This is a genomic window from Cytobacillus sp. IB215316 (assembly GCF_033963865.1).
GTDB lineage: Bacteria > Bacillota > Bacilli > Bacillales > SM2101 > Nanhaiella > Nanhaiella sioensis.
On the sequence record NZ_JAXBMC010000018.1, the window covers coordinates 42,199 to 64,311 of the forward strand.

Below are 22,113 nucleotides of genomic sequence, written 5' to 3' on the forward strand. Positions count from 1 at the left end.
TTTACGATTAGCCCCATCTGATTAAATTTGCTATTGTGTACTCACTGTTATGGAAGATTGGACCTCCAGTATCAGCAATTTGAGAAGAAGGTGGTTAAGTGTATTATTGATTGAAAATTAAAATATATTAATAAAAGAAGGTTTTTTACTTATGTGTCGTAAATATTTGAAAAGGGGAGCTATGCCTTATGACCATACTGATTCGAGCAGTACAACCAAAAGACGCAGAAAGAATTGTTACAATCATGACCCAGGAGAGTGTTTTGCCAACCATCATTGCAACCCCAAGTATGAGATACCAAGATTTTGAGCAGCACCTTCAAAACTTAGGAGAGAACCAACACCAATTTGTTGCCGAAGAGAATGGAGTTGTTGTAGGGTTTGCAGGCCTAACAAGAAACAAGGAACGAAGAGGGCATATTGCGGGTCTTTCTCTAATGATAGACCAAGAGCACCATGGAAAGGGAATTGGCCGCAGGTTAATGGAAAAACTCATTGATTTAGCAGACAATTGGTTGTTAATTGAGCGATTAGAATTAACCGTTGTGGCAGGAAATGATCGAGCGTATAAACTTTATGAGCGTGCAGGCTTTGTAAAAGAGGGAGTACTTAAGGGAACGATTATTCAACATGGAAAGTTCGTTGATGAAATCACGATGGCTCGGTTCCGACCAGGTGGATTAATCAAATCATCGTAAAAGATAGAGTTGCCGGATGAGAGATCTAGAAACGGAACGATTACGATTAAGGAAGATGACGCGGAAGACCTATTTGCTTATTTTTCTCTAGATAGTGCAATGAAATATTATGGTCAAAATGCTTTAACAAGTATTGACCAAGTAATCAACCTAACAATAGCTCTGAAAGCAGCTGAAGAAGGAAAGAAAGACTTTCGCTGCGGAATTCAAAGAAAAGAAGACAAGAAATTAATTGGTCCCATCGGTTTTAATAACTATCTTCCGATGCATCAAAAATTGTAAAGGGCTATGATATTCATCCGCAATATTGGCGTAAAGGTAAACGTCAAATTATCCCCACATTCCATTGGTTTATACCAAATGAGATAACCTCCTACATCTAGTAAGTAAGGAGATTATCTCACGAGTTATTGATACTTTGTATGTGGTGAATATTTTACGTGTACCGATATTCAAAAATCTATTAACTTTTATCTATCTTTAGGGTTAAAACAAAACTGGAAAGTAAAAAGAGATTTAGAAGGTGGAGGAACCTGGACAATTATTGGATTGAAGTTCCCAAAAGAAAATAGTTCAGAGTTAGTTTTACAAAATGATCCAAGTATCAATGTTACAGATGTTGAGGTTTTAGTAGATGACGTAAACTAAGCTTATCAAGAACTTAGTCAACATTATGACGTAACATGGATCAAAATACCATTTTCAACGTAGTCTGGTCATGTAGCTGTCATGGAGGAACCTGATAAAAATGTATTGATAATAAGGGGTTTTGTTGAAAGTAGGTGGGGATTTGAGATAAGGCAAATTTAACTAATAAATGTCAAAGACATATTAGGTTGTGAAGATTGATATCTAGAGGTGTAATAAATGAATAAAAGAATATTTCTAATTACCACTTTATTGTTGATCTTAGTAGTATACTATACATTTATTTATACTGAAAAGAGCTCTAATGAAGAAGTTGATACTATTATGTATGAAGAACTTAAACCTAAGGGAATGGTAACTACTACTGAATCAATAGCAGATAAGAATTTAGAGAAGTTAGTTTCAAAAGGAATAGACTATTTTTATTCTAGAAATCCAAATGAGATTTACATAACTGAAATTTCGAACATTGAAGGTGGCACTTTTACCTCATTTACATTACAACAAGGTAGTTATTACGGTGTCATGTATTCAGTTAAGAATTCTCAAGGTGAATACCATCTAGAAGACATAGATATATATAAAACTAATTTAAAAGAGGCAATAAATGTTTCACATCTACTTGGGGATACCAATGGAGATGTGAAACAAAAGTATCGTATTATTAGTGGGAAAATTAATGATAAAGTAGATTCAGTGGTTATCTTTTACCCTAATAGTGATTACACCGAAATAGAATTAAATGATAATCAACAGACATTTATGTACGTGAACGTTGGTTATGTAGAGGCACCAAAAAAAATAATTGGTAACTTGAATGATGAAGAGGTATTCTCAATTGTGTATTAGTTGTAAAATTATTTTCTTAGAGATCCCATTGCAACAGTGCCTTTTTTAACTTTTCAACCTTTTGCAGATCCAGATAGCTTCATTAAATTTTTTTAACACCGTCGATTCTGAAAATATTATTCAACGATAGGGCGCATTTCTCTAAGTGATGCGCCTTTATTTATGATTTGTGGAAAAATGTGGAACAAAAGGTTCTTTTGATTAATCATTTTTTAGGTAATAAATTGTAGTAAGAATCAAAATTCATTCGCTTTAATATTTTTGCCTTTCAAATTAACCATCACAACTTCTCGAACGTATTTGTACTAATAGTGGAAAACGCCCTTTCATTAAAAAAATCCTTTTAATAATTAAACTCTATACATGTACATATGGTGTTTTTCTTAGTGTTTAAGTAGGTCTCGAATGTTACTTAAACCTGTTTTATCAAATATCATCGTTGGAATGGCACTAGTCTCTTCTTTTAACCGAACTCCTTTATCTGTTAATGAAATTAATACACTTCTTTCATCTTCTTTTGAACGTTTACGGGTGACCAAGCTTACTCAACCCTTTTCAGTAGCAGTGTTAATGTTCCTGTATCAAGAAAAGCTCATTCTTCTTTCATCTTATTAATCCTTCAGAACATTTTCACTTAGAAATTTGAATTTTATACACAAAGGGAGAGAGAAGGCTGGATCTTTATCTTTCATAAACACAACCATTACTTAAAAATCAACTATCATAATAGAGTTTCCTTGCTAGATCTGTGCTTACCTTATTGATTTGACCTGAGAAAGTTGAGTAATAAATTATTTTTCAATTATCTCTTTTTCATTACTACCTAAAACTCCGACTAATAATGAGAGAAGCCCACTTAAGAAAATAATTAAAAATAATATAACCATTAGTGCTCCTCCGGCAAATCCATCTCCAACGTAAATGCCATAGGAAATACCAACTAGCCAAGAAAAGAATGGTGCTATTGCTAATATAATAGTAACTCCCCAAATAATACACCTTCTTTTTTTGTTCTTACCATGACTTAATTGAAAAGCTAATACCAATCCAAATAATATAATACCGATTGCTATTCCAATTGCCATTTACAACACTCCCTTTGATAAAAATGTAATATTAAACTGTTTTAGAAATTCATATCCTCTATAGTGTATATTAACCTTTCAAAATGTAAGCGAATCTAAAAATATTATTGCATATAAAGATTTTTATTTATACACATGTTTTTACAAATTTATGAAAGTGCTTGTCTCATACTTTTAATCATGCTGGTGTCAGAAGGCATGTGAAAAAATAGCATATTTTTTATTGTACTCATAAATAAAAAGCCATTTTTGAAATTTTTTCAAAGTTTTCGTTATTTAAATATCTCTTGGCTGTAGATCCAAGTGAAGCACTTTGTATAAAAGGAATAGGACTATACTTTTTGGAGATCCGGTAACTACCACCCTAATAAAACTATTCGTAATTGGGCAGATGTTCGTGCGGTTACAGCGACTCCTCGAGAAGATCGTGAAGCCTATAGAAATGAGAAGATTTCAATAACCGACGATACTCAAACAGGAACTAAAAAAGATGAAGATGTTCGCTTTAATCGTGGTGGGAGAACAATTGATTTTTAAGGAGTGACTAGTTATGGAAATGAAAATTCAAGTCCGTATATTTTCTGATGGACACATTGAAGCTGAAACAAAGGGAATTAAAGGTGAGAAATGCACGGACTTAATCCCTATTATTGAAGAAGTATTACATGCTGAAGCTGTTCAAGCTAAGTATACAAAAGAATTTTATGAGACTGAAGAAGTCAATCAACAACAAACTCAAAAAAATATTCTTAAAGTGAATAAGTTTTTTTAGAAAAATTCAGTATTTTTTATATTGGACCTAATAATCATAAGCATTAGAAAGGTACAGGACATATCTGGTGCTGTGCTTAGTTTTAAACGATAAGACAGCTACTAATAGAATTAATACAAGAAAATATTATTCAACAAAATGGCGCTTTTCGGTAATAAGAGAAGCGTCTCTTTTATGAAAACGGTTAGATATTGAGTAATAAATAAGATTTATATGCTAAAATTAGGAAGTATTGTTTGAAATGTAATAGATGTAGAGAAGAATAGCAACAGTTATCTCGAATTTTAGTCTTTTATTGCAAGGTACATATTAATAAAAGAACCGTTTTTATTCATGAAATTGGACATATAAAAGGAATAAAGCTTCTGAAGATAGTGGATGCTTATGTTTTTATTGTTCTTATTTTAGAAGATAAACAGTACAGAAGCGGAGAGGAAAGAATGGATAAGCTACAAGAAACAATAGATAAATTTAAATTGAATGTGTTAGCAGTCGAGAATGTTCCTCAGTCGTTTAGTTCGACTGTATATAAAATTCTACTAATGGATAATCGAACAGTGTTTATTAAAATTCCTTATTCCAAACAAAAACTTGAACGAGAGTATAGTGTACTTAAGCGAATAGCAAATGATTTACCTGTTCCACAAGTATTAGATTATTGGGAAGGTAATGAGGATATCACTGGTGCATTATTATTGTCAGCAATTAACGGTGTGCCAATTATAGAGAAGGTTGATTCAGCATTAGCGTTTGATATTGGAGTACATCATGCTAAGCTGCATGCAATTGCTCCAAATGAGCATGATTTCAATAGTTCTGTTTCAAATGAGTATGATCATTGGTCTGAGTTTATTAAGAGACAATTTAATTCCTTTGCAATAGATGTAAAAGAAGTGGTTGAACCAAGTTTATACGAACTGTCTTTACAGTATTTTAATAAGCAAATCAAATTACTCCCACCTCCTGACGGACCTTGTTTTATACATTTGGATTTTAGACCAGGTAATATTTTAGTTCATGAAAATAAAGTGGTCGGCATTATAGATTTTGAAAGTGTTCGAATTGGATCAACTGATATGGATTTCACAAAAATTAACAGGGATATTTTTCTCAAATATCCTGGGACATTGCAAGCGTATCAGCAAGGCTATGGATCTATTCGAGCACTTGTTGATTTACAAGAAGTGTTCCCGTTTTATCACTTTACCGACGCTTTTATTTCAATTGGTTGGTGTAAAAGAAGAGGTATCGAAAAACATCAAGCTTTTCTTCAGGAGAATTTAGTATATTTAAAAGGTATTCTAAATGTCAAATAACTAAAAGTGTACAATAATTTTGTTCACTTATTTAACAAACTAGCGCAAATCTTAATAAGATAAGCGTCTTTTCTATTTTGTGGGCCATGTCTGTAATAAAGAGATTTTCTAAGTGCTAAATATAAGTAATAATTTCTTAAAAAAAGCAGATATAGCTAGCTAGCACAGACTATATAAAAAAATTATCAAATCCCGCTTCCGTTAAAGGAGAGGGATTTTTTATAGTTCTAAACGTAGGATAAGCAGCCAACAGAGTATTTAAGTATTAGCTAAGACCTTTGTGGAAGAAACCGTGAATGAATTTTATTTATAAGAATTATTTTGTATGGTGGTTACTAAAAGAAATCAGTGACAAAAAAGAGTAGCATTAATTGAACGAGTTCGAATGGTAGTATTTGCATTCACAGAATTTACACTAAAGGGTTGATCCATAAAAATACGGTACACATGTGATCCTATACCTGCATTCTTATCTGTCCATGTAAGGTTAGGAATCAAGGAACCAGTAAAAAAAGGTTCATTGGGGAGAGGATCAGGAAACTCTAAATTTTGTGCAGGTTGGATGAATGCAAGGGTCTTGAAGTTTCCGTTATTCGTAGAACGTTGAAGTAAATAGTTAAAGGAAAAAAAGACAGATGCGGATAACCCAAAAGCCTCAGTAAATACCTCAATAGAGGAGTCTAGCTTAACTTTCAAATCATTATTCTTGATTAAAACAGGCAACTTTATTAATTCTTGAGGTACTCCAATTGGAATTGTGTCATTTAATTGGTTTTCGAAGTATTCTGGACATTTATCGCCTTTACATTTACAGTTCACCATTAAACAATCAGTCCCTTTACAGAAATAGTTGTTAATAATAAATGCAAATTGTTTGAAGATGCAACTGATAAATGACCAAGTCTAACATTTTTAGGTAAGGAAACTCAAGTGTAAAAGTGTGTAATAAATAAATCTCTCCTATGGAGAGTTTTATTCAATTCAGTCTATATAGGAGGGAAATAGTATTTAACTTGATAATCATGCAATGACAAGGGCGTTTATTGCTCGATATGAAGTGAATATTACAGACAGAGTTTTCCTGGAAGGATACTAAAGGGTTCTATAACTTCTATTTCAGCTGTATAGGTGAAGTTACCTGGGGGTGGCTCATCTACATAGGTTATATTTATAGGTCGTGAGATGTTAATATCCTTTGTTGTATTTTGGAAATCATCTCTGTCAGAATATGTTGAGGAAACAATTGGATTTGCTTCGCCACTTCGAAGAATATATATGCTGTAACTTATATTATAGCTTGATACTGTTTCCAACAGAAAAACTCAAACCATAAGTTACGTTAATTAACACTTTTGTTGTTCCTGTTGATGTTACTTGTTGGGCAGTAGTAATTGGATCGAATGAACCAACTGCTATTGGAGGTCCAGTGTTAACATCTAATTGATCAAAAGCAATTTGAGTTATTCCAGGAAGTCCTGGGGGACTAGGCGATGGTGGAGGAACAACCTTGCAACCTTTATAGCTTGTATCTTTTTTATTATGAGCCAAGTATATCACCTCTTTTGAATACTGTATTCAAAGGGGAAGGTGATGTAATCATTTTCACCTATATGCACAAAAAAGGCGAAAGTATTCGTGTGGTGGTTATTAAACACAATAAGCATTGTGGATCCTAATTCTAACAATCAAAAAAACACCTCTATCATTTAAAGAAAGGTGCTGATAATAATTACTATTTTTCATTTATTTCATCTAATATTCTTCTTTCGATTTTCATTTTATTAGGATTGGATTCATTGTAAGTAATAACAATGCGAGGTGAAATTAGAATAAAAATAAGGATTAATATAATAAGGATACCAGTGATAAAACTAATTTTTGCAAAAACTTTACTTTCTTTGTTGATTATTGGGAACAAAACAATTAATAAGGCTCCCACCCCAAGAGCTATAAGGGCAGACATAATTGATACCTCCATTCATCATTTATAAGAACATTTTACCATTTATTAAAAAATAGATGTATTTTTAATTAATCTATTTTACTAGCTTATTTGACAAAAACTGTATTACCAGGAAAATTAGAGTTACCGGTATTTAGAATATAAGCTATTTTACTATCAGGGGTAAATGCTATGGTAGATGGGTTATCTTCAACTGAAACCGTCGCAATAACGACATGTGTCTTCGTATCGATAACAGACACTGTTTTACCTGGTTGACTTGAAAATCCAAAATTAGTAATGTAGGCAAACTTCTCATCGGGAGAAATGGAAATGTTAAGTGGGGTGGCTAACGGATTATCTCCGACTAAAACATTAGCAATAAGTGAATGAGTCTTCGTATGGATTGTGGGAAGCCATCCACCCTTACAGTGGCTATGACAGAGCGAGTCTTGGTATCAATGACGGATAGATCCCTTGAATTAATATTTGAAACATATGCGAGACCCATTTTTTAACCACCTTTTGTAAAGATAATATAGTGTATGAGAAGATATGTGAATAAATGTATAAACCACCTAGTAGACTCAATGATAGTTGTGTTTACTAAAAAAAGACTGCCCTTTATAAGGTCTTAACAAGGGCAATCCTTTAAACACACATTTCCGTTGTTATTGTGATTTGCCATCCACCTGCAATATCACCTTGACCACTTCCATCATTATCGAAAATAAATAAAGACCATATACCATTCGGATCCTCAGAATTAAAAATACTTAATTGTGGACTATGAGGAGCTGGCGGTGGGGGATTATCTGGGTCTATTGTTGGTTTAAAAGTACCAGAAACAATTGGAGAAGGGATAATATCCTCTGCATCATCAGTATGCGTAAGTGTAACGTTATTAATTGGAATAGCAAATCCTATATCGTTCATAAGAAATATTGTAGAACCACTAGGGGCTAATAGAAGGATTTGTATATCATTTGGATGTGAATGGCTTAAATCAATAATTGTTGCAGTGACTTTAGTAATTGTCCCTTTTAAGCCAGAAACGCTGATGTTTGATGGATAAGGTGTTGCGATTGCACCTTGATTAATAGTGATTGGGTTTAAATTAGCAAAAGTTTTTGTAAATGACACGCATTTTTTCTTGGAATTACAACCACATTTAGATTTGGAATATATATACGACAATATTTCACCTCCACTTCATATAAAACTATATACTTTATAAGATGCAGAAAGTTAGAGATGTGTATAGGTTTATTATTTAAAAAAAAGCTGATTTTAGTAAACACAAGATAGATTGTGTTTGAAAGGGGGATGTTCAGTAGAAAAAAATGAGAGGTTAATCAAACTAAATGTACAACATGTTACATTCACCTAATGTTATTCAACAATATGGCGCAAGAAGGTAGTAAAGGCTATCTGGACTACCTAAAGGCCTACCATTAAAATTATTTATTTACTTATTACATTAATACAAACTTAACTATAATAACTTACATAACATAAAGTACACCATAATTATCATCGTCTCTCTCTGTTATCTCCTTTCACGAAAAAACAGTAAGAGTTTTGCATACCTTTATTATAACGAGTATTGAATAGAGGTGGTTTTGTTTGACTACGACCGTGATTGATGTGAAAACGCATAGAATGATTACCACGTTACCCATTGGTAATGCTTTTTTTCTATCCTCAGTCTTTACACCAGACGGTAAATTCGCTTATATCACGAACAGGGGCGGTAGCACTGTATCTGTCATCGATGTAAAAACACATATCGTGATCGCGACTGTGCAGGTTGGGAACAATCCAACTGGAGTCACCTTTACACTAGACGGTAAATTTGCTTATATCACGAACAGGGGTGATACCACTGTATCTGTCATCGGTGTGAAAACTCATACCGTAATTGCGACTGTGCAGGTTGGGAGCTTTCCATCTAATCTCACTTTCACTCCGGACGGTAAATTCGCCTATGTTGCGAACTCTGGTAATCCTACTGTGTCTGTCATCGATGTGAAAACGCATATTGTGATCGCCACTGTAGAGGTTGGATCAAGTCCATTGAATATAGCCTTCACTTCAGACGGAAAATTCTCCTATGTTACGAATAATGGTGGTACCACTGTATCTATCATCGATGTGAAAACGCATACTGTGATTGCTACTGTTCAGGTTGGAATCATACCCTTTCTAGTCGCTTTCACACCAGATAGTAAACTCGCTTATGTGACGAATTTTGGTGATACCACTGTATCGGTCATTGATGTGAAAACACATACCGTGATTGTTACTGTACAGGTTGGAACTAGACCATCTGGGGTCAGTCGCCTTCACGCCAGACGGAAAAAGCGCTTATGTAGTTGAAGAATAGTGAACTGGATGATTAGTGAATCAATTAGTTCAAATTCTTAAGCAAGACAAATTGGAACTTTTTTATTTTGCATAAATAGGAATCTACTTTGGGGTATATAGTAGATTAGCTCCCTTTATCTCCATTAAGGTGTGAAAGCCGGACTCCTCTCCCGTAGATCCCCATTTTGATTAATTTTTTTAAATGGTTTTTTTTGGAATCCATAGAATGTGAGTTTGGATGAGGTTTTTGATCAAACTTTCTTTAAAACCAACAATTTATGGAAAAAATTATATTCCTATAAAATTAGTAAACCAACCCCAAAATAATTGAGGGTAAAATTTTGTTTTTTTTCATATTTCCGACAACAATTGCCTAAGTGTACTTAATGTATATCACATAACTAAATAACTTTAATGTACAATTTAGTGGTTCATAGATTTCACTCCCACTGTTTATTTCTTGGTTGTAAGTGATAAATCTATTTACCTATTGTTAAATCATCGAGAAAACTACTCTCCAACTTCAAAAGCTAGAACAGTTTTTAGTTTATCACTGCTTACCCTTCTGAAATCACTTAAATAAATTTCTTCGTGATCTCTTGATTTACGTCGATACCCATTTTCCTTAACATATGTTTCCATTGTTTTAAATGTTTTGATTTCCGTATCAAACGATCCAATATGCATCATTACACAATGCTTTTTTGATTCTCTAGTGATTAAAGCAACTTCATCAAATTTAGGATTATTCTTTTTAGCTGATACAATACTTCTTGCTTTTTCAAAATACTTTTCAGAAACGAATTCTGGCATCATTATTCTAAGTTCCCATTCAAAAACACTTTGATCCACCCCATCGTATTCAGCTCCATTTATTGTACTCCAATGACCTTCTAGTGGCGGACAAACAAAACGTTGAAAATTTGGTATTTGTAAGTCATCATTTGCGTGACTCATTGATATTGTATAGGCAATACCATATAAAGCTTGAATTGATTGTGTAAACAAGTCGCTTCCTGGTTCGCCTTCCCCTCTAATTGCTATAAATTGTAAAGTGGGTATATCTACAACTGCTGCTTTTTTAGCTGATGCTTTGTATAACATACTATATACTTTTTTATAATCTATTTTATCCATTTTATGCTCCTTTTGAATCATATTTTGTTAGTTAATTGATATAAGTCTGTTAATGCTATAATTCATCCTTGAAAAATGATTTTAGTAGCCAGACATATGGGGAAATAATTCTCTATCAATTGTTTCAGATAATTTCCAAAATAAATTTGCTAATGTATCCCATGATACTCAATACCTAAAGGTTTCATTTCATAAAAGATAGTCCCGAACATTCCAAAAATCATTTCTTCAGTAATTGGATAATTATTGTACTTTAAAACTTGTTGTAGTGCATTTGTTATACAGTGTTTACCACCGCTTGTTTTAAAGTTATTTACAAGTTTCTGCAAATTTTTCCGTTCCTCTGATACTATCATTGCACTGAATTACGACAGGGTACGTCGTAAATAAAAAAGTTTTTGGTAATATGTACACACGGACTATGGAATATCGTTAGAATAATGAACCCGCTCTTGAGTGTTTCTTTAATGTTCAATGACCTCTGTACTTATTAAACAAAATGGCGTAAGAAAATTGTAAAAGCTATCTGGACTAAATTAAGGATAATACCATTTAAAATAGGTCAACCAGAAAAAAACTAGCTGATCTCATAATACGATCTTGCGTTGTTTTGCAATTGTGTACTAAAGTGGGCAAAGGTTATCTTGAATTCGGTCTTCAAAAAACTGGTGCATATCTGAAATATAGATATGTACTATTATTCATTTTAGGGCCATATTTTGGAATAATGATGTTGTGGAGATTTAGAAATTAATGGATAATAGACTTTTAAGAATGGATTTTTTAATGGAATAAAAAAATAAGTTGAAAAGAACAAATCTGATATATCGTTTATTGGAGTGTATATCACATGGCTTATCTACAAGGGAAATAAAAAATCTATTAACATTATCCCCTGTCACCTTGTTGTTATTAATCTCTTACACTGTTGTAATGATCCTTACCATCGTTAACGGGGGCTATAACAGCGACGTGCTAATTAAACTAGGGGCCTATGAAAAGCAGCTAGTTACTGAAGGACAAATATGGAGATTAATAACATATTCTATTGGACATATGAGCCTAATACATTTTTTCTTAAATTTTCTTTTTATACTTTGGCAGGTTCTTCAGGTTTAGGGTATGGATTACTAGGAATTTATTTTGTTTTAATTATTATAGGCAAAATATTTTACAAAGCTCAATGATAGCATGATAATGTTATTTATTTTTCTTAGTTTTATTATGACTTTTCAAATCAAAGAAATTAGCAAGGCTGGTCATGTTGGTGGCTTTATAGGTGGCATCATAATGGCTTTTATACTTAGCTTACATAACCTCCATATACGCCCAAGTAATACCATTTGATATCAATAGGTTTACTACAAAAATAGCAAACCAATTCATTTACCTACCTATCTTTATATTTGTCTAATTGAAATCCGTAAGGGGAAAATTTTCCTTATAGATTTATTTAGAATCTAAAATAAGTTTAAAAGTAATGTTTTATTTGAAAGGAGCGAGTTAATGGGTTTTTTCAGCAAGTTATTTGGAAAAGGTAGCCCTAAACAACAAGAAACAGAACGTCACAGCTACAATGAAATTCTTGAATTTATTATTATCTATAAAGGGAATACAGATAGTGACGAACAGGCGGATAAATATATAGATTTAGAAAATGAGCTTTGGATGTATGATTGTATAGGTCAATCAGGGGCTATGTCTTCAAAGACGGCCAAAGAATACGGCATGCCGCTGCCTACTTATCCCGAATACCCACTAATAGGAGTTTTTGACCTAAGCGAATCTAAGGGTTACCCAGAAATATTTACAAAACCGCTTATTATTTCATCTAAAAAAGAAGAGATAAAGCGATTTCTTGAGGAATTCGAAAGAGCAGATTAACAGAAAGAGTTGCTGCACAAGATAATGTGTTAGGTACTTATAAGGAGATATTAAGATATTGGGGATTCGGAGAAGATTGGGAAGTAACATACAATTGGCATGAAATGGCATATCAAGAGATTTATTAGTCAGTTAATAGGTAAAAACAAAATCCTTAACAAGGATATTTTAAACAGAATAGAAAAAGAGTCAGATAATGAAAGGAATGTAAATCATGGAGAGGTTTTTATTTTTATTTGGCATTATTGTACTAGCATTTAGTGCTATCTTTTTTGTAATGATTTTTATGGGAGAATATGATGGCGCTACGCTCATAATGTCGGTATTAGGAATGTTAAATGGAAGTATTGCGATTGGAGTTTCTGAGATTCTAGGTAGACTCAAGAAAACATAATGATTAATGAGTCTAGAATTAGGCTAACGATTTTTCTGAATCTGTTGTTCCACAATATGGTGCAAGAAGTTAGTAAAGGCTATATGGAATACCTTAAGGATAGTTACCTATTAAGGAAATACAAGTGATAATGTGTATCGTATCCTACATAAATTAGCTTTCAACGATCTGGCACCTTTCTTTAAGAAGGGTGCTTTTTCAATGAACTATTGTTAGTGGGACAATCATAAAAGAAGGAACTAATAAAAGAAATATAATAGGATGAAAGAGAAAAGGATGTCTTTCGACTAACGAGTATGTTAGTTGTGAAGCAAATATTGTTAGTCACATTTTTATAGAGGAAATGTGGTTTATTTTATTGAATTAATATTTATCTATAATTTATAGGGAGAGTACTAATGAAGAAAGAGTTTAAGATTTATTACGGAGAACATAAATCTCAATTTGGTGTATTACGAATCCCTGAGAATTCAGAACCTTACCCAGTAATAGTTTTAATTCACGGAGGGTTTTGGCAAGCAAGATATAACTTAGAAGAAAATAATCCGATTGCTGATGATTTAACGAATAGAGGATTTGCTACTTGGAACATCGAGTACAGGAGAATAGGAGAAGACCGAAAAGGATGGACTGGAACATTTAATGATGTTATTAGTGCTATTAATCATCTATCCAAGATAAAGGAGCTATACCCCCTAGATATCTCAAATGTAACTGTTATAGGTCACTCAGCAGGTGGACATTTAGCCCTTTGGTTGGGTTCAAGAATTAAAGCTAATAACGATGGAACATTTAATGAGCTAATGGTTTGTATAAAGAAAGTTATCAGTTTAGCAGGTGTTACGGATTTGGTTAAGATGTGGGAAATCCACGAACTAAAGGGAATGAAAAGTCATGTAGCTGCACTATTAGGTGGAGGTCCACAAGAGGTACCCGAACGCTATGAACTGTTTTCTCCCATAGAATTATTGCCAATGAAAGTGGAACAAGTATTAATACATGGTGAGTTAGATCGTCATGTTCCAGTTGAGTTAAGCAAGAATTATTACCAAAGTGCTATGGGAAAAGGAGAAAAAGTTAAGTTAGTTGTTATACCAGAGATAGAGCATTTTAAGATCATTGATCCAAATTCATCTGCATGGGGCTCAGTTGTAGATTCAATCTAAATTCTTTCTTGAACTATAGGCAGTTTAGAGGTAGAAAAGCCAAACAGAAAAGTTTGGCTTTTACATATGTACCATATAAGTTTTTCTCTACATTAAGAAATTTGGCTTGAAATTAGTTGAAATTCATACTAAATGGTACATAAGGTTTATTTTTTTCCTGATATTCCTTAATTATTTCAAGTGAAAATGGATAAAGTGCTGCCTTTAATGCACTTTGTGTTAGTTCATAGTTAGTGTTAGTTTTCTCACCATTTGCAACTGAAAAAAGGGTAACACAAACGTAAATAACAGTATAATTCAAAGTGCGACTAAGACTTTTTTCATAATCTCAACACCTTTTTATGGTTATACTTCCTAAATAATAATGGGTATGAACTTCAACTAACGAGGACTTAACTAAAAAAATTTCAATTGATATTACAGAATATGGTACATGTGAGAAATTGAGATATGCGTCTCAGGGAAAAGATCAATGGTCAATTAGTTTGCTTGATGCTAAACTAATAGAGAAATTGTAAAAGAACGGTTGTATTTCAACCTAACTTCTGAACGATGATTAATTAGAGGTGAGGAATTTGGTGAAAACAGATAAATTAGCTTCCTAAAATAAAATCAATTTTAGGAGGCTAATCAAATGAAGTTTAATTTAATTGAAAGACAAAATTGGGATAGAACTCCATATTTCGAACATTATTTAAGTCAAAAGTGTACCTTTAACATAACAGTAAATATAGACATTACAAAGTTATTAGAACAGCTTCGTAACAAAGAAATTAAGCTATATCCTGCCTTTATCTACATGATCAGTCGAGTAATTAATTCACATGAAGAATTTAGAACATGCTTTAACGTTGAGGGAGTTTTAGGTTATTGGGATGAAATATTACCAAAATACACAATTTTTCACAGTGATAACAAATCGTTCTCCTGCATTTGGACTGAGTTTTCAAATGAATTTAGTGTTTTTTATAAAAACTACAATGATGATATCAAGAGGTATTATGATGTTAAAGGGCTTTTTACAAAACCCAATGAACCTAACAACTCTTTCTCTATATCAAGTGTCCCGTGGGTTAGTTTTACTGGCTTCAGCCTAAATATAAATGATGTTAGCGACTTTTTATTACCTATCATTACATGTGGAAAATACTTTACTCAAGAAAATAAAATATTGTTGCCTGTTTCGTTACAAATGCATCATGCTGTATGCGATGGATATCACGCTTCTATTTTTATAGAGGGAATACAGCAGTTAGCAAATAACTGTCACGATTGGCTTTCTTAAAAGGCTAAGCCATTTTGCATTTGTTTAGGAGGATTACTGCAAAACTCCTTTGTTTATAACCAATTAGGCATAAATGGGTAAGGCTTTGCCTATGGGGTACTTATCTTGTGGGTCTCACCACTTGTTGAAAGTAAAATGATAAATATGATGTACTAATAAAGTGAGAAGAATTATTAAAGGATAGGAGGGATAATTTGAAACATTTTTTTATCATGTTTTTTTCAATTTTAGTGTTGTTTTTAGGTGGTTGTATGAGTAATAATACTTCTTCAGATGAAACATTAAATAACACTTCATCAGATGGAACAATTAATAACCTTGAAAAAGTAAATGAACAGCAAGTGTTAGTACAAAAATATGAGAAAGAGCTAGAAAATGCCGAAGACAAAATAAGTCAACTTTCAGAAGATGTTAAATATTGGAGAGGAACATATGAAACATCAAATCAAGTAATATCAAATACTATTACTAATCTACAACAGTATATTGAACATCAACTTATATTGATTGAGAATGAAATAGGGCATGTAGATTTATCCAGGGCCCTTAGTATCTATGATCCGGAGAAGGTTAAGGAAGGTTCGGAGGTAGGAACTTTAACTGTTAAGAATATTAAAATAGAAAAAGATGATAATAAGATTTCAAAATATCAAATAGATTTTAATGGTGAATTTCATTTAAAAGGGTCTGTTAGTATTGATGAGGGATATGGTGGTTATTTATAGTAGATCCCAAATACTTAAATAATATTCCACATACTTTGGAAAATCTAAAGAAAGGGCTAATCTCTTTCAAAATTCAAAATGAAGATGAGTTTAATGAGGTTTTAAGTGAAAATTTATCAATGGGAGAAACCTTAACTATAAACGCTATTTTTAAAGATTTCACATCTTTCTATTATGCAGAAAGTCATGCTGCAGATATTGCTACGTTTATCAAGTTGATTGATGAATAAAAGAGATTCCTAATTTCTAGCATTCATTTGTATTATTCTAATAATACTCGTTTAACACCTTTAGATCAGCACTTTGGAAAAGTGTGTACAAGCTGGTTAAGTAAACAAAATGATTAATGAGTCGAATAGTTCTAATACTACATGACAATATTATTCAACAACCTGGCGCGATGATCCAAGATCATCGCGTTTTTTGATTAGGAAAGTTGTTGTAAGATCTCAATAATTTTGAAATAATTGGTATAACAAAATGGAAAAGGTTATTAAATTTAATATTTTCTTTTACAAAAATCCTATGGTTTTGCAACAAAAGTTAAAGCAGATAAACCACAATTCTTATCAGTTAATAAAGATAACCGTCAGCTAACAATTCCACTCTCACTGATGACGTAAGGTTATCAGCCATGCTCCTAAAAGGGTAGGAGAATTATGAGAGCACAAAGAAAATAAGTTTTAGATAACTAGAATTCATGATGCGTAAATATAAAATAATGTGAGGTGGTAAACTATGACCGATTTATTAGGTAAATCAACAGTAAGAAGAAGGAAGATGGCATCTAGAATTCGAAAAGAATTGCTAAATAATGATGAAATGTGTGAAGAATTATATGAAGCATTAAAGATTGAAAGAGATAAAAACATTGGCAAACTAATGTAGAACTTTTAAAAACTATTGGTGTTCTTAAGTGCACTAAAGATCCTGAATACATATATGAAAATTATATTATAAATTGTGATGAGCATTCTATGATGGCTCATGTTGCAGCTACCACTTATGTAAGAATTAAAAGAAGAAATAAAGATGATATATCAGTAGTTATAGATTTGTTGAATCTAGAAAAATATTCAGTAACAGAAGGAACTTTGGAGGCCCTAGGTTATGATAGAATGTGTCCCGATATTATTTATCAAGATGAAATAATTGAAAAATGTTTTTCATTTGGAAGGAATCGTAAAAAAACATTTACAGACCCTCGCTATGGTTTAGCAGCAGCTTGCGCTGGTTGGGAATCTAATAGAGTAACATCTTTTTTACAAGATTGTCTTCAGTCAAATGACACTCCGTTAATTTATGTAGCAAAAAATTCATTAAAAAGAAAATACGTGAGGCTTCGTTAAGATAAGCTAGATGATTAAGACAGAATTTAGTTTTATGTCTCAAGAATTCAGAGCAAGTTTGGAGAACAGTGTGATATCTAGGTAATTACTAAAGAAGATTTTATTTGGATAATAATATTTTAAACTGAAGAAGTAAAAATATTGCTTTTTCCAATATAGACAGGCTTTTTTTAAGGTCTGCTAACATAATCTATGATCTTCAATCATCTGAAGCCTGAGTAAAACCTCCTTATTTCTTTCAACATTATTTAGCAAATTCGTAGAAGTTTGATAATGGTAAAGTGCATGTATTGGATTGTTTTGATACAGTTTTTTAGGATTAACTTAAGGATGAATTTGGTAGAAAGTGAGGGATTTATATGAGTTACTATGAGACTACCGAAATTGTGGAACTCATCAAACAAGCATATGAAGGTAACGCTAAGGCTAGAGAAACTCTTAGAACAATTAATGTTCCATACGCTATATCTAATGATTTTTCGGAGATGATATTAGTACAGAAAAAAAGAGTAGATATCTGTAATGAGGGATTGATTCAGATTCGTAACGAGGCACCGACGAAAGGGAGTGAAGTACTGCAGGTAGCTGATATATATCAATGTGATAATGAGGGGTCTTCTTGGGTAAGTACTCCAATTCCTTCTTGTTTTACTGTTAAAAAACTAGAGATCGCTGATGGGGTATTTAGTTTTATATCAAAGGATAACAAAACAACGGAAGGGACAATTTCTCAGATCAATGTTTCTATGTTAGATGTAATGTTTACAATAAATGGAGTAACTGAAGAAGAAATTGAACAATGCTTTTTAAACATTTCAACAACTGTTATAAACACTCCTAAGCTACAGAAAAAATCTTCTGAGAATGCAAATATAGAACATAATACTATAGGTACTTTCATTTTTGATAAACGTCATCAATGGTTTGTAAAAAATTATCAGACACCAAAATATAAACTAGAGTTGGTTATTAATACTTTTAATCGAAAAAGTGCTAAAAGAATGTTACCCATTATACATAAGATACTTAATAAACTAGACGTAATTAATTTAAATGCAAGGGAGTTTGCATCAAAAAAACTACTAGAAGTGAAAAATAATGATTGGTTAGAAGACGGTGAGGGTTTCATAACGAAAGATGATTTTATATCAAGTATGTTAATTTATACAATTATATTTAACGAAAAAGGAGATTTCGAATTATGGTATAACGATGATAGTCTTTTTGGGGGGCATGATATAACTATTTATATTAACAAGAAAGGAAAACCAAAAAGAGCAGTAATTTCTGGTTGATTTGTTTAACATGTATGTTGATAAACTAATTTTAGTACAAACATAGAATAGAGTTTGGACTGGAGTCAATTTCTTGGGCATAAAAAGATTAATTTTATGCAGAGTCAATGAATAGAAACTAAAGGAGCTTGAAGCAAATAAAAAAGTCATCTCGAATTTAAATCTTCAACAATCTGGCGCATTCATGTAGTAACCCGTTTTTTTTATTGGGATAATTAATCTTTTGAATAACTATTATTAAGTAAGTGTAGTATATTTTAGTTAGAACAATAGCTCTTCTTAAGGGGGAATTTTTTGTATGCTAACGAGTTATCTCTGTAAGAGGGTAACAGTAAAAGTGGATAGACCATTAGGGTCTAAACATCCCAAATATAATTATGTATATCCTCTAAATTATGGATATATTCCGGATACAATGGCAGAGGATGGAGAAGAAATTGATGCATATATCCTTGGAGAGTTTGAACCATTGGAAACGTATGAAGGTAAAGTTATAGCAATTGCTAAAAGAAATAATGATGTTGAAGATAAACTCATCGTTTCAAATAAACATTATTCACATGAACAGATAAAAGTATTAATTGAGTTTCAGGAACGATACTTTCAGACTGAAATAATTAATTAACTCTTATTCAACGAATAGTTTTTTTTGATTATTAAAGAGACACCAAATCAACACGATGTTAAAAATTTATTAGAAATTAAGGATAATAATCTACACGATAATATATCAATAATTTCACGGACTATCAATAATTCGGTTACGTTACCAAGTGATATTTAGTCAGGTGAAATTACTATTTTGCTTATAATACTTCATATTAAATAAAGATATTCAAGAAAATGGCGCCTTGATTATGGAAGAAAATACATAGAAATTGATTCATTATTAATAAAAACCATATAAATTCTATAGGGGAAGAAGCCATTTTTATCAATCTTGTTTTAAAAAGGCTACTAACCCGTATATTGACCAATTGAGCACAGAAAGAAAAGAGATTACTAGTATATCGTATTACTATGAGCTTGAACATCAAATACCAATAGGTGAAAAGCGGCTTGAATATTATACAATCTTTTACACAAAAAGAGCTAACTGAAGACTTGGTACCATTGACTATAGAATTTTTAACAAGTGGTTCCAAAAAATAGCATACAGCGATAGTGTGTGACAGGAATCAAATTACAAATAAAACAATAATTACTACAGAAAAAATGACTCTTATTGTATGATGAAATAAATTAAGTTTATGGTGCATGTATAATCCATTGTATATTGCTAATAAATGTAGCGTTATCAAACAAATCGCTAAAACATAAAAGAAAATCGAGTTCGTTGCAACTAAAATAGCTGTAATAATTAATACTAAACCAGTGATTACCATACTTAGAGCTACCCAGGTTGGAATTAATTTTTTTGGAAATTGTATAAGTCCACTTATGATACACGTTCCACCATAAAAACTTGCTAAACAAATTGCCAAAGCTAAAGAAATCATACGTCAGTCACCTCCATTTTCAAGTATTCATAGTTATTTAACCATGTGTGGTTAACCACACGTCAATACAAAAATGAGGAGAGAGTAATATGAAGTTAGGGGAATTTATATCATCCGTAAATACAACTAAGGAAACAGTCCGTCATTACGAAGATATGAATCTCTTACAACCATCATGGGATCAAAATCGTAAAGTGTACACAAAAAAAGAAATAGATGATTTTCAAATGATTATGGATTTAAAGTCAATGGGATTTAGTCTTAAAGATATTCAATTAATGTTTGATTTGAAAAGGGCTTATGGATGTGGAAATGAAAAATTGATTACTGATGTAATGAAGCAACTTAATAATCATATTGATGTGCTTAAGAAAGAAGAAGAAGAAATTTTACAGAGGAGAATAAAACTCGAAGAAGAAATTAAAATGATAGATTCGTATATGAGTAATAAATAATTAACACCACTTTTTCGCTATACGATAGCGGGGAAATGCTCCGCCTATTTTGTTCCACGTCGTCTTTTTCTGAATTTTATTCAAAGTTAAATATTAATGGGAGTTCTATTTGAGTCTTCAGCGATATGGCGCAAGAAGGTAGTAAAGGCTATCTGAACTACCTTAAGGATAGTTACCTATTAAGAAAATACAAGCGTTATTTTGTTTTGTAAATTTTAAATTACTATATTATCTAGTGATGATAGTCCTTTTGCTAAGTAACATATATAATAAGCAGATTTTTTGGTTTATTAATGAAAAAAAGGGGGGATGGGAATATTGGAAATAATTGATCCGACAATAGCTAAGGAGAAATATAACAATATTAATCATTTGACTAATAAAGTGGATTGGCAGTTATGGGTGAATTTTATTAATAAGCACTCAGACTATTTTATTTGGTCGGAGGAAACCGAGAAAGGAAAGCAAACTATAGCTAATTTAGATAAAGTGCCAGAACATTTTCGAGAAAAATTACTAGAAGGACATAATAAACGAAAAGCTTATGCGGAATATAATCAAAAAAAAGGCTATTATGAGATCGTTGTTCAATACAATAAGGAATATGGAGTGATTAGCACTACCTTTATGAAACCAATCAGAGAGTATCATTTCCAAATCTTATTGGATATGTCGAAATACTTAGATGCATACTTACTCAATAATGGTGGTCAAATTCTTGAGGTCTATAATTAAAAAGAAGATAAGTTTCACAAATCATAAGTTGGGTTATAAATGTACAGCGAAATTTAATAATGTGGTTATTGAAAATGCTAGGATTCAACCAACCATTATTCAAAAGAGAGAAAGATCCGAATCGTCCTCTTTTTGAATAACTTAAGCTAAATAATAAACATTTGCGGATTAGAATAGTAACTTTGTCACTAGACCTATACCGAAGAAGTTTTTTTATAATGTAAGTATACGAAATACTATGATTAATGAGTTTATAAGTTAAGTCGACTAATTTTTAACCATTTTGTATTCTTAACGCCAAATGATGTAATAGACGTATTATCTATACTATACCATCAATAGCCATTAAATATGGTAGTCACTTTTCAGCAATTTAGATAAATAATTTAGTTTTTTCACACAATGGATGGTCAAAACAGCTATACAGACTTTCACGAACGGGAAAGCCCACTCCTTAAGGTGTGGGATGGTAGTGAGATCAGATACGGTGTAGCTTCTGCTACATTAAGTAT

General features: G+C 32.0%; 29 protein-coding genes. 18 read left to right on the top strand and 11 right to left on the bottom strand.

The window, feature by feature from the left end:
- Positions 1–188 precede the first annotated feature (188 nt).
- From SLH48_RS19595 to SLH48_RS19610, 3 genes are all read left to right on the top strand, one after another.
- Positions 189–698, top strand: a complete 510-nt coding sequence (locus tag SLH48_RS19595; protein ID WP_320259518.1) for a GNAT family N-acetyltransferase — start codon at positions 189–191, stop codon at positions 696–698.
- A 9-nt stretch (positions 699–707) separates the two neighbouring features.
- Positions 708–980 (top strand): hypothetical protein, encoded by a 273-nt coding sequence (locus tag SLH48_RS19600; protein ID WP_320259519.1) that lies wholly within the window; start codon positions 708–710, stop codon positions 978–980.
- Between the two features lie 585 nt (positions 981–1,565).
- Positions 1,566–2,195, top strand: a complete 630-nt coding sequence (locus SLH48_RS19610) for a hypothetical protein (RefSeq protein WP_320259520.1) — start codon at positions 1,566–1,568, stop codon at positions 2,193–2,195.
- 383 nt (positions 2,196–2,578) lie between these two features.
- Here SLH48_RS19610 and SLH48_RS19615 read toward each other — a convergent pair whose 3' ends face one another.
- Together SLH48_RS19615 and SLH48_RS19620 are read right to left on the bottom strand one after the other, a co-directional pair.
- On the bottom strand, positions 2,579–2,734 hold the full coding sequence (locus SLH48_RS19615) for a transcriptional regulator, SarA/Rot family (protein WP_320259521.1): 156 nt from the start codon (positions 2,732–2,734) through the stop codon (positions 2,579–2,581).
- Positions 2,735–2,986: 252 nt separating this feature from the next.
- On the bottom strand, positions 2,987–3,280 hold the full coding sequence (locus SLH48_RS19620; RefSeq protein ID WP_320259522.1) for a hypothetical protein: 294 nt from the start codon (positions 3,278–3,280) through the stop codon (positions 2,987–2,989).
- 550 nt (positions 3,281–3,830) lie between these two features.
- Here SLH48_RS19620 and SLH48_RS19625 point away from each other — a divergent pair.
- Both SLH48_RS19625 and SLH48_RS19630 read left to right on the top strand, forming a co-directional pair.
- Positions 3,831–4,052 carry a DUF2997 domain-containing protein gene (locus SLH48_RS19625; protein WP_320259523.1) on the top strand — a complete coding sequence of 74 codons (222 nt, stop codon included), beginning with the start codon at positions 3,831–3,833 and terminating at the stop codon, positions 4,050–4,052.
- A gap of 440 nt (positions 4,053–4,492) precedes the next feature.
- Positions 4,493–5,368 (top strand): aminoglycoside phosphotransferase family protein, encoded by an 876-nt coding sequence (locus SLH48_RS19630; RefSeq protein ID WP_320259524.1) that lies wholly within the window; start codon positions 4,493–4,495, stop codon positions 5,366–5,368.
- A 345-nt stretch (positions 5,369–5,713) separates the two neighbouring features.
- Here the strand turns inward: SLH48_RS19630 and SLH48_RS19635 are convergent, their stop codons facing one another.
- From SLH48_RS19635 to SLH48_RS19650, 6 genes are all read right to left on the bottom strand, one after another.
- On the bottom strand, positions 5,714–6,190 hold the full coding sequence (locus SLH48_RS19635; RefSeq protein WP_320259525.1) for a hypothetical protein: 477 nt from the start codon (positions 6,188–6,190) through the stop codon (positions 5,714–5,716).
- 468 nt (positions 6,191–6,658) lie between these two features.
- Positions 6,659–6,916 carry a hypothetical protein gene (locus SLH48_RS19640; protein ID WP_320259526.1) on the bottom strand — a complete coding sequence of 86 codons (258 nt, stop codon included), beginning with the start codon at positions 6,914–6,916 and terminating at the stop codon, positions 6,659–6,661.
- 184 nt (positions 6,917–7,100) lie between these two features.
- A complete protein-coding gene (locus tag SLH48_RS19645; protein WP_320259527.1) occupies positions 7,101–7,331 on the bottom strand; it encodes a hypothetical protein in 231 nt (76 codons plus the stop codon).
- 86 nt (positions 7,332–7,417) lie between these two features.
- Positions 7,418–7,717 (bottom strand): YncE family protein, encoded by a 300-nt coding sequence (locus SLH48_RS22545; protein WP_413785447.1) that lies wholly within the window; start codon positions 7,715–7,717, stop codon positions 7,418–7,420.
- Complete coding sequence (locus tag SLH48_RS22550) at positions 7,678–7,821, bottom strand: hypothetical protein (protein WP_413785445.1); 144 nt, start codon at positions 7,819–7,821, stop codon at positions 7,678–7,680. The genes SLH48_RS22545 and SLH48_RS22550 overlap by 40 nt, the downstream gene beginning before the upstream one ends.
- A 140-nt stretch (positions 7,822–7,961) precedes the next feature.
- Entirely contained in the window at positions 7,962–8,507 is a 546-nt protein-coding gene (locus SLH48_RS19650) for a hypothetical protein (RefSeq protein WP_320259528.1), read from the bottom strand.
- Positions 8,508–8,936: 429 nt separating this feature from the next.
- Here SLH48_RS19650 and SLH48_RS19655 point away from each other — a divergent pair, with 429 nt between their 5' ends.
- On the top strand, positions 8,937–9,689 hold the full coding sequence (locus SLH48_RS19655) for a cytochrome D1 domain-containing protein (RefSeq protein WP_320259529.1): 753 nt from the start codon (positions 8,937–8,939) through the stop codon (positions 9,687–9,689).
- Positions 9,690–10,187: 498 nt separating this feature from the next.
- Here SLH48_RS19655 and SLH48_RS19660 read toward each other — a convergent pair whose 3' ends face one another.
- Complete coding sequence (locus tag SLH48_RS19660) at positions 10,188–10,814, bottom strand: GyrI-like domain-containing protein (protein ID WP_320259530.1); 627 nt, start codon at positions 10,812–10,814, stop codon at positions 10,188–10,190.
- A gap of 149 nt (positions 10,815–10,963) precedes the next feature.
- Positions 10,964–11,143, bottom strand: coding sequence for a hypothetical protein (locus SLH48_RS19665; RefSeq protein WP_320259531.1), 180 nt, complete (start codon positions 11,141–11,143; stop codon positions 10,964–10,966).
- An 868-nt stretch (positions 11,144–12,011) separates the two neighbouring features.
- Between SLH48_RS19665 and SLH48_RS22555 the strand changes: the two genes are divergently transcribed.
- The 10 genes from SLH48_RS22555 (at position 12,012) to SLH48_RS19710 (ending at position 19,537) form a co-directional block, all read left to right on the top strand.
- A complete protein-coding gene (locus SLH48_RS22555) occupies positions 12,012–12,161 on the top strand; it encodes a rhomboid family intramembrane serine protease (RefSeq protein ID WP_413785446.1) in 150 nt (49 codons plus the stop codon).
- 159 nt (positions 12,162–12,320) lie between these two features.
- Positions 12,321–12,698 carry a hypothetical protein gene (locus SLH48_RS19670; RefSeq protein WP_320259532.1) on the top strand — a complete coding sequence of 126 codons (378 nt, stop codon included), beginning with the start codon at positions 12,321–12,323 and terminating at the stop codon, positions 12,696–12,698.
- 214 nt (positions 12,699–12,912) lie between these two features.
- Positions 12,913–13,092 carry a hypothetical protein gene (locus SLH48_RS19675; protein WP_214484741.1) on the top strand — a complete coding sequence of 60 codons (180 nt, stop codon included), beginning with the start codon at positions 12,913–12,915 and terminating at the stop codon, positions 13,090–13,092.
- A 398-nt stretch (positions 13,093–13,490) separates the two neighbouring features.
- Positions 13,491–14,258 carry an alpha/beta hydrolase gene (locus tag SLH48_RS19680; RefSeq protein ID WP_320259533.1) on the top strand — a complete coding sequence of 256 codons (768 nt, stop codon included), beginning with the start codon at positions 13,491–13,493 and terminating at the stop codon, positions 14,256–14,258.
- A 634-nt stretch (positions 14,259–14,892) separates the two neighbouring features.
- Positions 14,893–15,543, top strand: coding sequence for a type A chloramphenicol O-acetyltransferase (catA, locus tag SLH48_RS19685; RefSeq protein WP_320259534.1), 651 nt, complete (start codon positions 14,893–14,895; stop codon positions 15,541–15,543).
- 194 nt (positions 15,544–15,737) lie between these two features.
- Positions 15,738–16,268, top strand: coding sequence for a hypothetical protein (locus tag SLH48_RS19690; protein ID WP_320259535.1), 531 nt, complete (start codon positions 15,738–15,740; stop codon positions 16,266–16,268).
- 738 nt (positions 16,269–17,006) lie between these two features.
- Positions 17,007–17,156 carry a hypothetical protein gene (locus SLH48_RS19695; RefSeq protein WP_320259536.1) on the top strand — a complete coding sequence of 50 codons (150 nt, stop codon included), beginning with the start codon at positions 17,007–17,009 and terminating at the stop codon, positions 17,154–17,156.
- Positions 17,157–17,245: 89 nt separating this feature from the next.
- A complete protein-coding gene (locus SLH48_RS19700; RefSeq protein ID WP_320259537.1) occupies positions 17,246–17,617 on the top strand; it encodes a hypothetical protein in 372 nt (123 codons plus the stop codon).
- A 359-nt stretch (positions 17,618–17,976) separates the two neighbouring features.
- Entirely contained in the window at positions 17,977–18,912 is a 936-nt protein-coding gene (locus SLH48_RS19705; RefSeq protein WP_320259538.1) for a DUF2262 domain-containing protein, read from the top strand.
- Positions 18,913–19,210: 298 nt separating this feature from the next.
- Positions 19,211–19,537 (top strand): inorganic diphosphatase, encoded by a 327-nt coding sequence (locus SLH48_RS19710; protein WP_320259539.1) that lies wholly within the window; start codon positions 19,211–19,213, stop codon positions 19,535–19,537.
- 553 nt (positions 19,538–20,090) lie between these two features.
- On the opposite strand, the gene SLH48_RS19715 is transcribed toward SLH48_RS19710, so the two are convergent.
- On the bottom strand, positions 20,091–20,411 hold the full coding sequence (locus tag SLH48_RS19715) for a hypothetical protein (protein WP_320259540.1): 321 nt from the start codon (positions 20,409–20,411) through the stop codon (positions 20,091–20,093).
- Positions 20,412–20,500: 89 nt separating this feature from the next.
- On the opposite strand from SLH48_RS19715, the gene SLH48_RS19720 reads away from it, so the two are divergent.
- Together SLH48_RS19720 and SLH48_RS19725 are read left to right on the top strand one after the other, a co-directional pair.
- On the top strand, positions 20,501–20,866 hold the full coding sequence (locus SLH48_RS19720) for a MerR family transcriptional regulator (protein WP_320259541.1): 366 nt from the start codon (positions 20,501–20,503) through the stop codon (positions 20,864–20,866).
- 318 nt (positions 20,867–21,184) lie between these two features.
- A complete protein-coding gene (locus tag SLH48_RS19725) occupies positions 21,185–21,601 on the top strand; it encodes a hypothetical protein (protein WP_320259542.1) in 417 nt (138 codons plus the stop codon).
- Positions 21,602–22,113: the final 512 nt, after the last annotated feature.

What these genes read in the sequence shown, in the direction of transcription:
- SLH48_RS19660 (WP_320259530.1), bottom strand. Translation starts at nt 10,814, where the DNA reads ATGGATAAAATAGATTATAAAAAAGTATATAGTATGTTATACAAAGCA.
- SLH48_RS19635 (WP_320259525.1), bottom strand. Translation starts at nt 6,190, where the DNA reads ATGGTGAACTGTAAATGTAAAGGCGATAAATGTCCAGAATACTTCGAA.
- SLH48_RS19700 (WP_320259537.1), top strand. Translation starts at nt 17,246, where the DNA reads ATGATGGCTCATGTTGCAGCTACCACTTATGTAAGAATTAAAAGAAGA.
- SLH48_RS19630 (WP_320259524.1), top strand. Translation starts at nt 4,493, where the DNA reads ATGGATAAGCTACAAGAAACAATAGATAAATTTAAATTGAATGTGTTA.
- SLH48_RS19625 (WP_320259523.1), top strand. Translation starts at nt 3,831, where the DNA reads ATGGAAATGAAAATTCAAGTCCGTATATTTTCTGATGGACACATTGAA.
- SLH48_RS19705 (WP_320259538.1), top strand. Translation starts at nt 17,977, where the DNA reads ATGAGTTACTATGAGACTACCGAAATTGTGGAACTCATCAAACAAGCA.
- SLH48_RS19610 (WP_320259520.1), top strand. Translation starts at nt 1,566, where the DNA reads ATGAATAAAAGAATATTTCTAATTACCACTTTATTGTTGATCTTAGTA.
- catA (WP_320259534.1), top strand. Translation starts at nt 14,893, where the DNA reads ATGAAGTTTAATTTAATTGAAAGACAAAATTGGGATAGAACTCCATAT.
- SLH48_RS19695 (WP_320259536.1), top strand. Translation starts at nt 17,007, where the DNA reads ATGACCGATTTATTAGGTAAATCAACAGTAAGAAGAAGGAAGATGGCA.
- SLH48_RS19720 (WP_320259541.1), top strand. Translation starts at nt 20,501, where the DNA reads ATGAAGTTAGGGGAATTTATATCATCCGTAAATACAACTAAGGAAACA.
- SLH48_RS22555 (WP_413785446.1), top strand. Translation starts at nt 12,012, where the DNA reads ATGTTATTTATTTTTCTTAGTTTTATTATGACTTTTCAAATCAAAGAA.
- SLH48_RS19680 (WP_320259533.1), top strand. Translation starts at nt 13,491, where the DNA reads ATGAAGAAAGAGTTTAAGATTTATTACGGAGAACATAAATCTCAATTT.
- SLH48_RS22550 (WP_413785445.1), bottom strand. Translation starts at nt 7,821, where the DNA reads ATGGGTCTCGCATATGTTTCAAATATTAATTCAAGGGATCTATCCGTC.
- SLH48_RS19670 (WP_320259532.1), top strand. Translation starts at nt 12,321, where the DNA reads ATGGGTTTTTTCAGCAAGTTATTTGGAAAAGGTAGCCCTAAACAACAA.
- SLH48_RS19710 (WP_320259539.1), top strand. Translation starts at nt 19,211, where the DNA reads ATGCTAACGAGTTATCTCTGTAAGAGGGTAACAGTAAAAGTGGATAGA.
- SLH48_RS19645 (WP_320259527.1), bottom strand. Translation starts at nt 7,331, where the DNA reads ATGTCTGCCCTTATAGCTCTTGGGGTGGGAGCCTTATTAATTGTTTTG.
- SLH48_RS19715 (WP_320259540.1), bottom strand. Translation starts at nt 20,411, where the DNA reads ATGATTTCTTTAGCTTTGGCAATTTGTTTAGCAAGTTTTTATGGTGGA.
- SLH48_RS19595 (WP_320259518.1), top strand. Translation starts at nt 189, where the DNA reads ATGACCATACTGATTCGAGCAGTACAACCAAAAGACGCAGAAAGAATT.
- SLH48_RS19675 (WP_214484741.1), top strand. Translation starts at nt 12,913, where the DNA reads ATGGAGAGGTTTTTATTTTTATTTGGCATTATTGTACTAGCATTTAGT.
- SLH48_RS19620 (WP_320259522.1), bottom strand. Translation starts at nt 3,280, where the DNA reads ATGGCAATTGGAATAGCAATCGGTATTATATTATTTGGATTGGTATTA.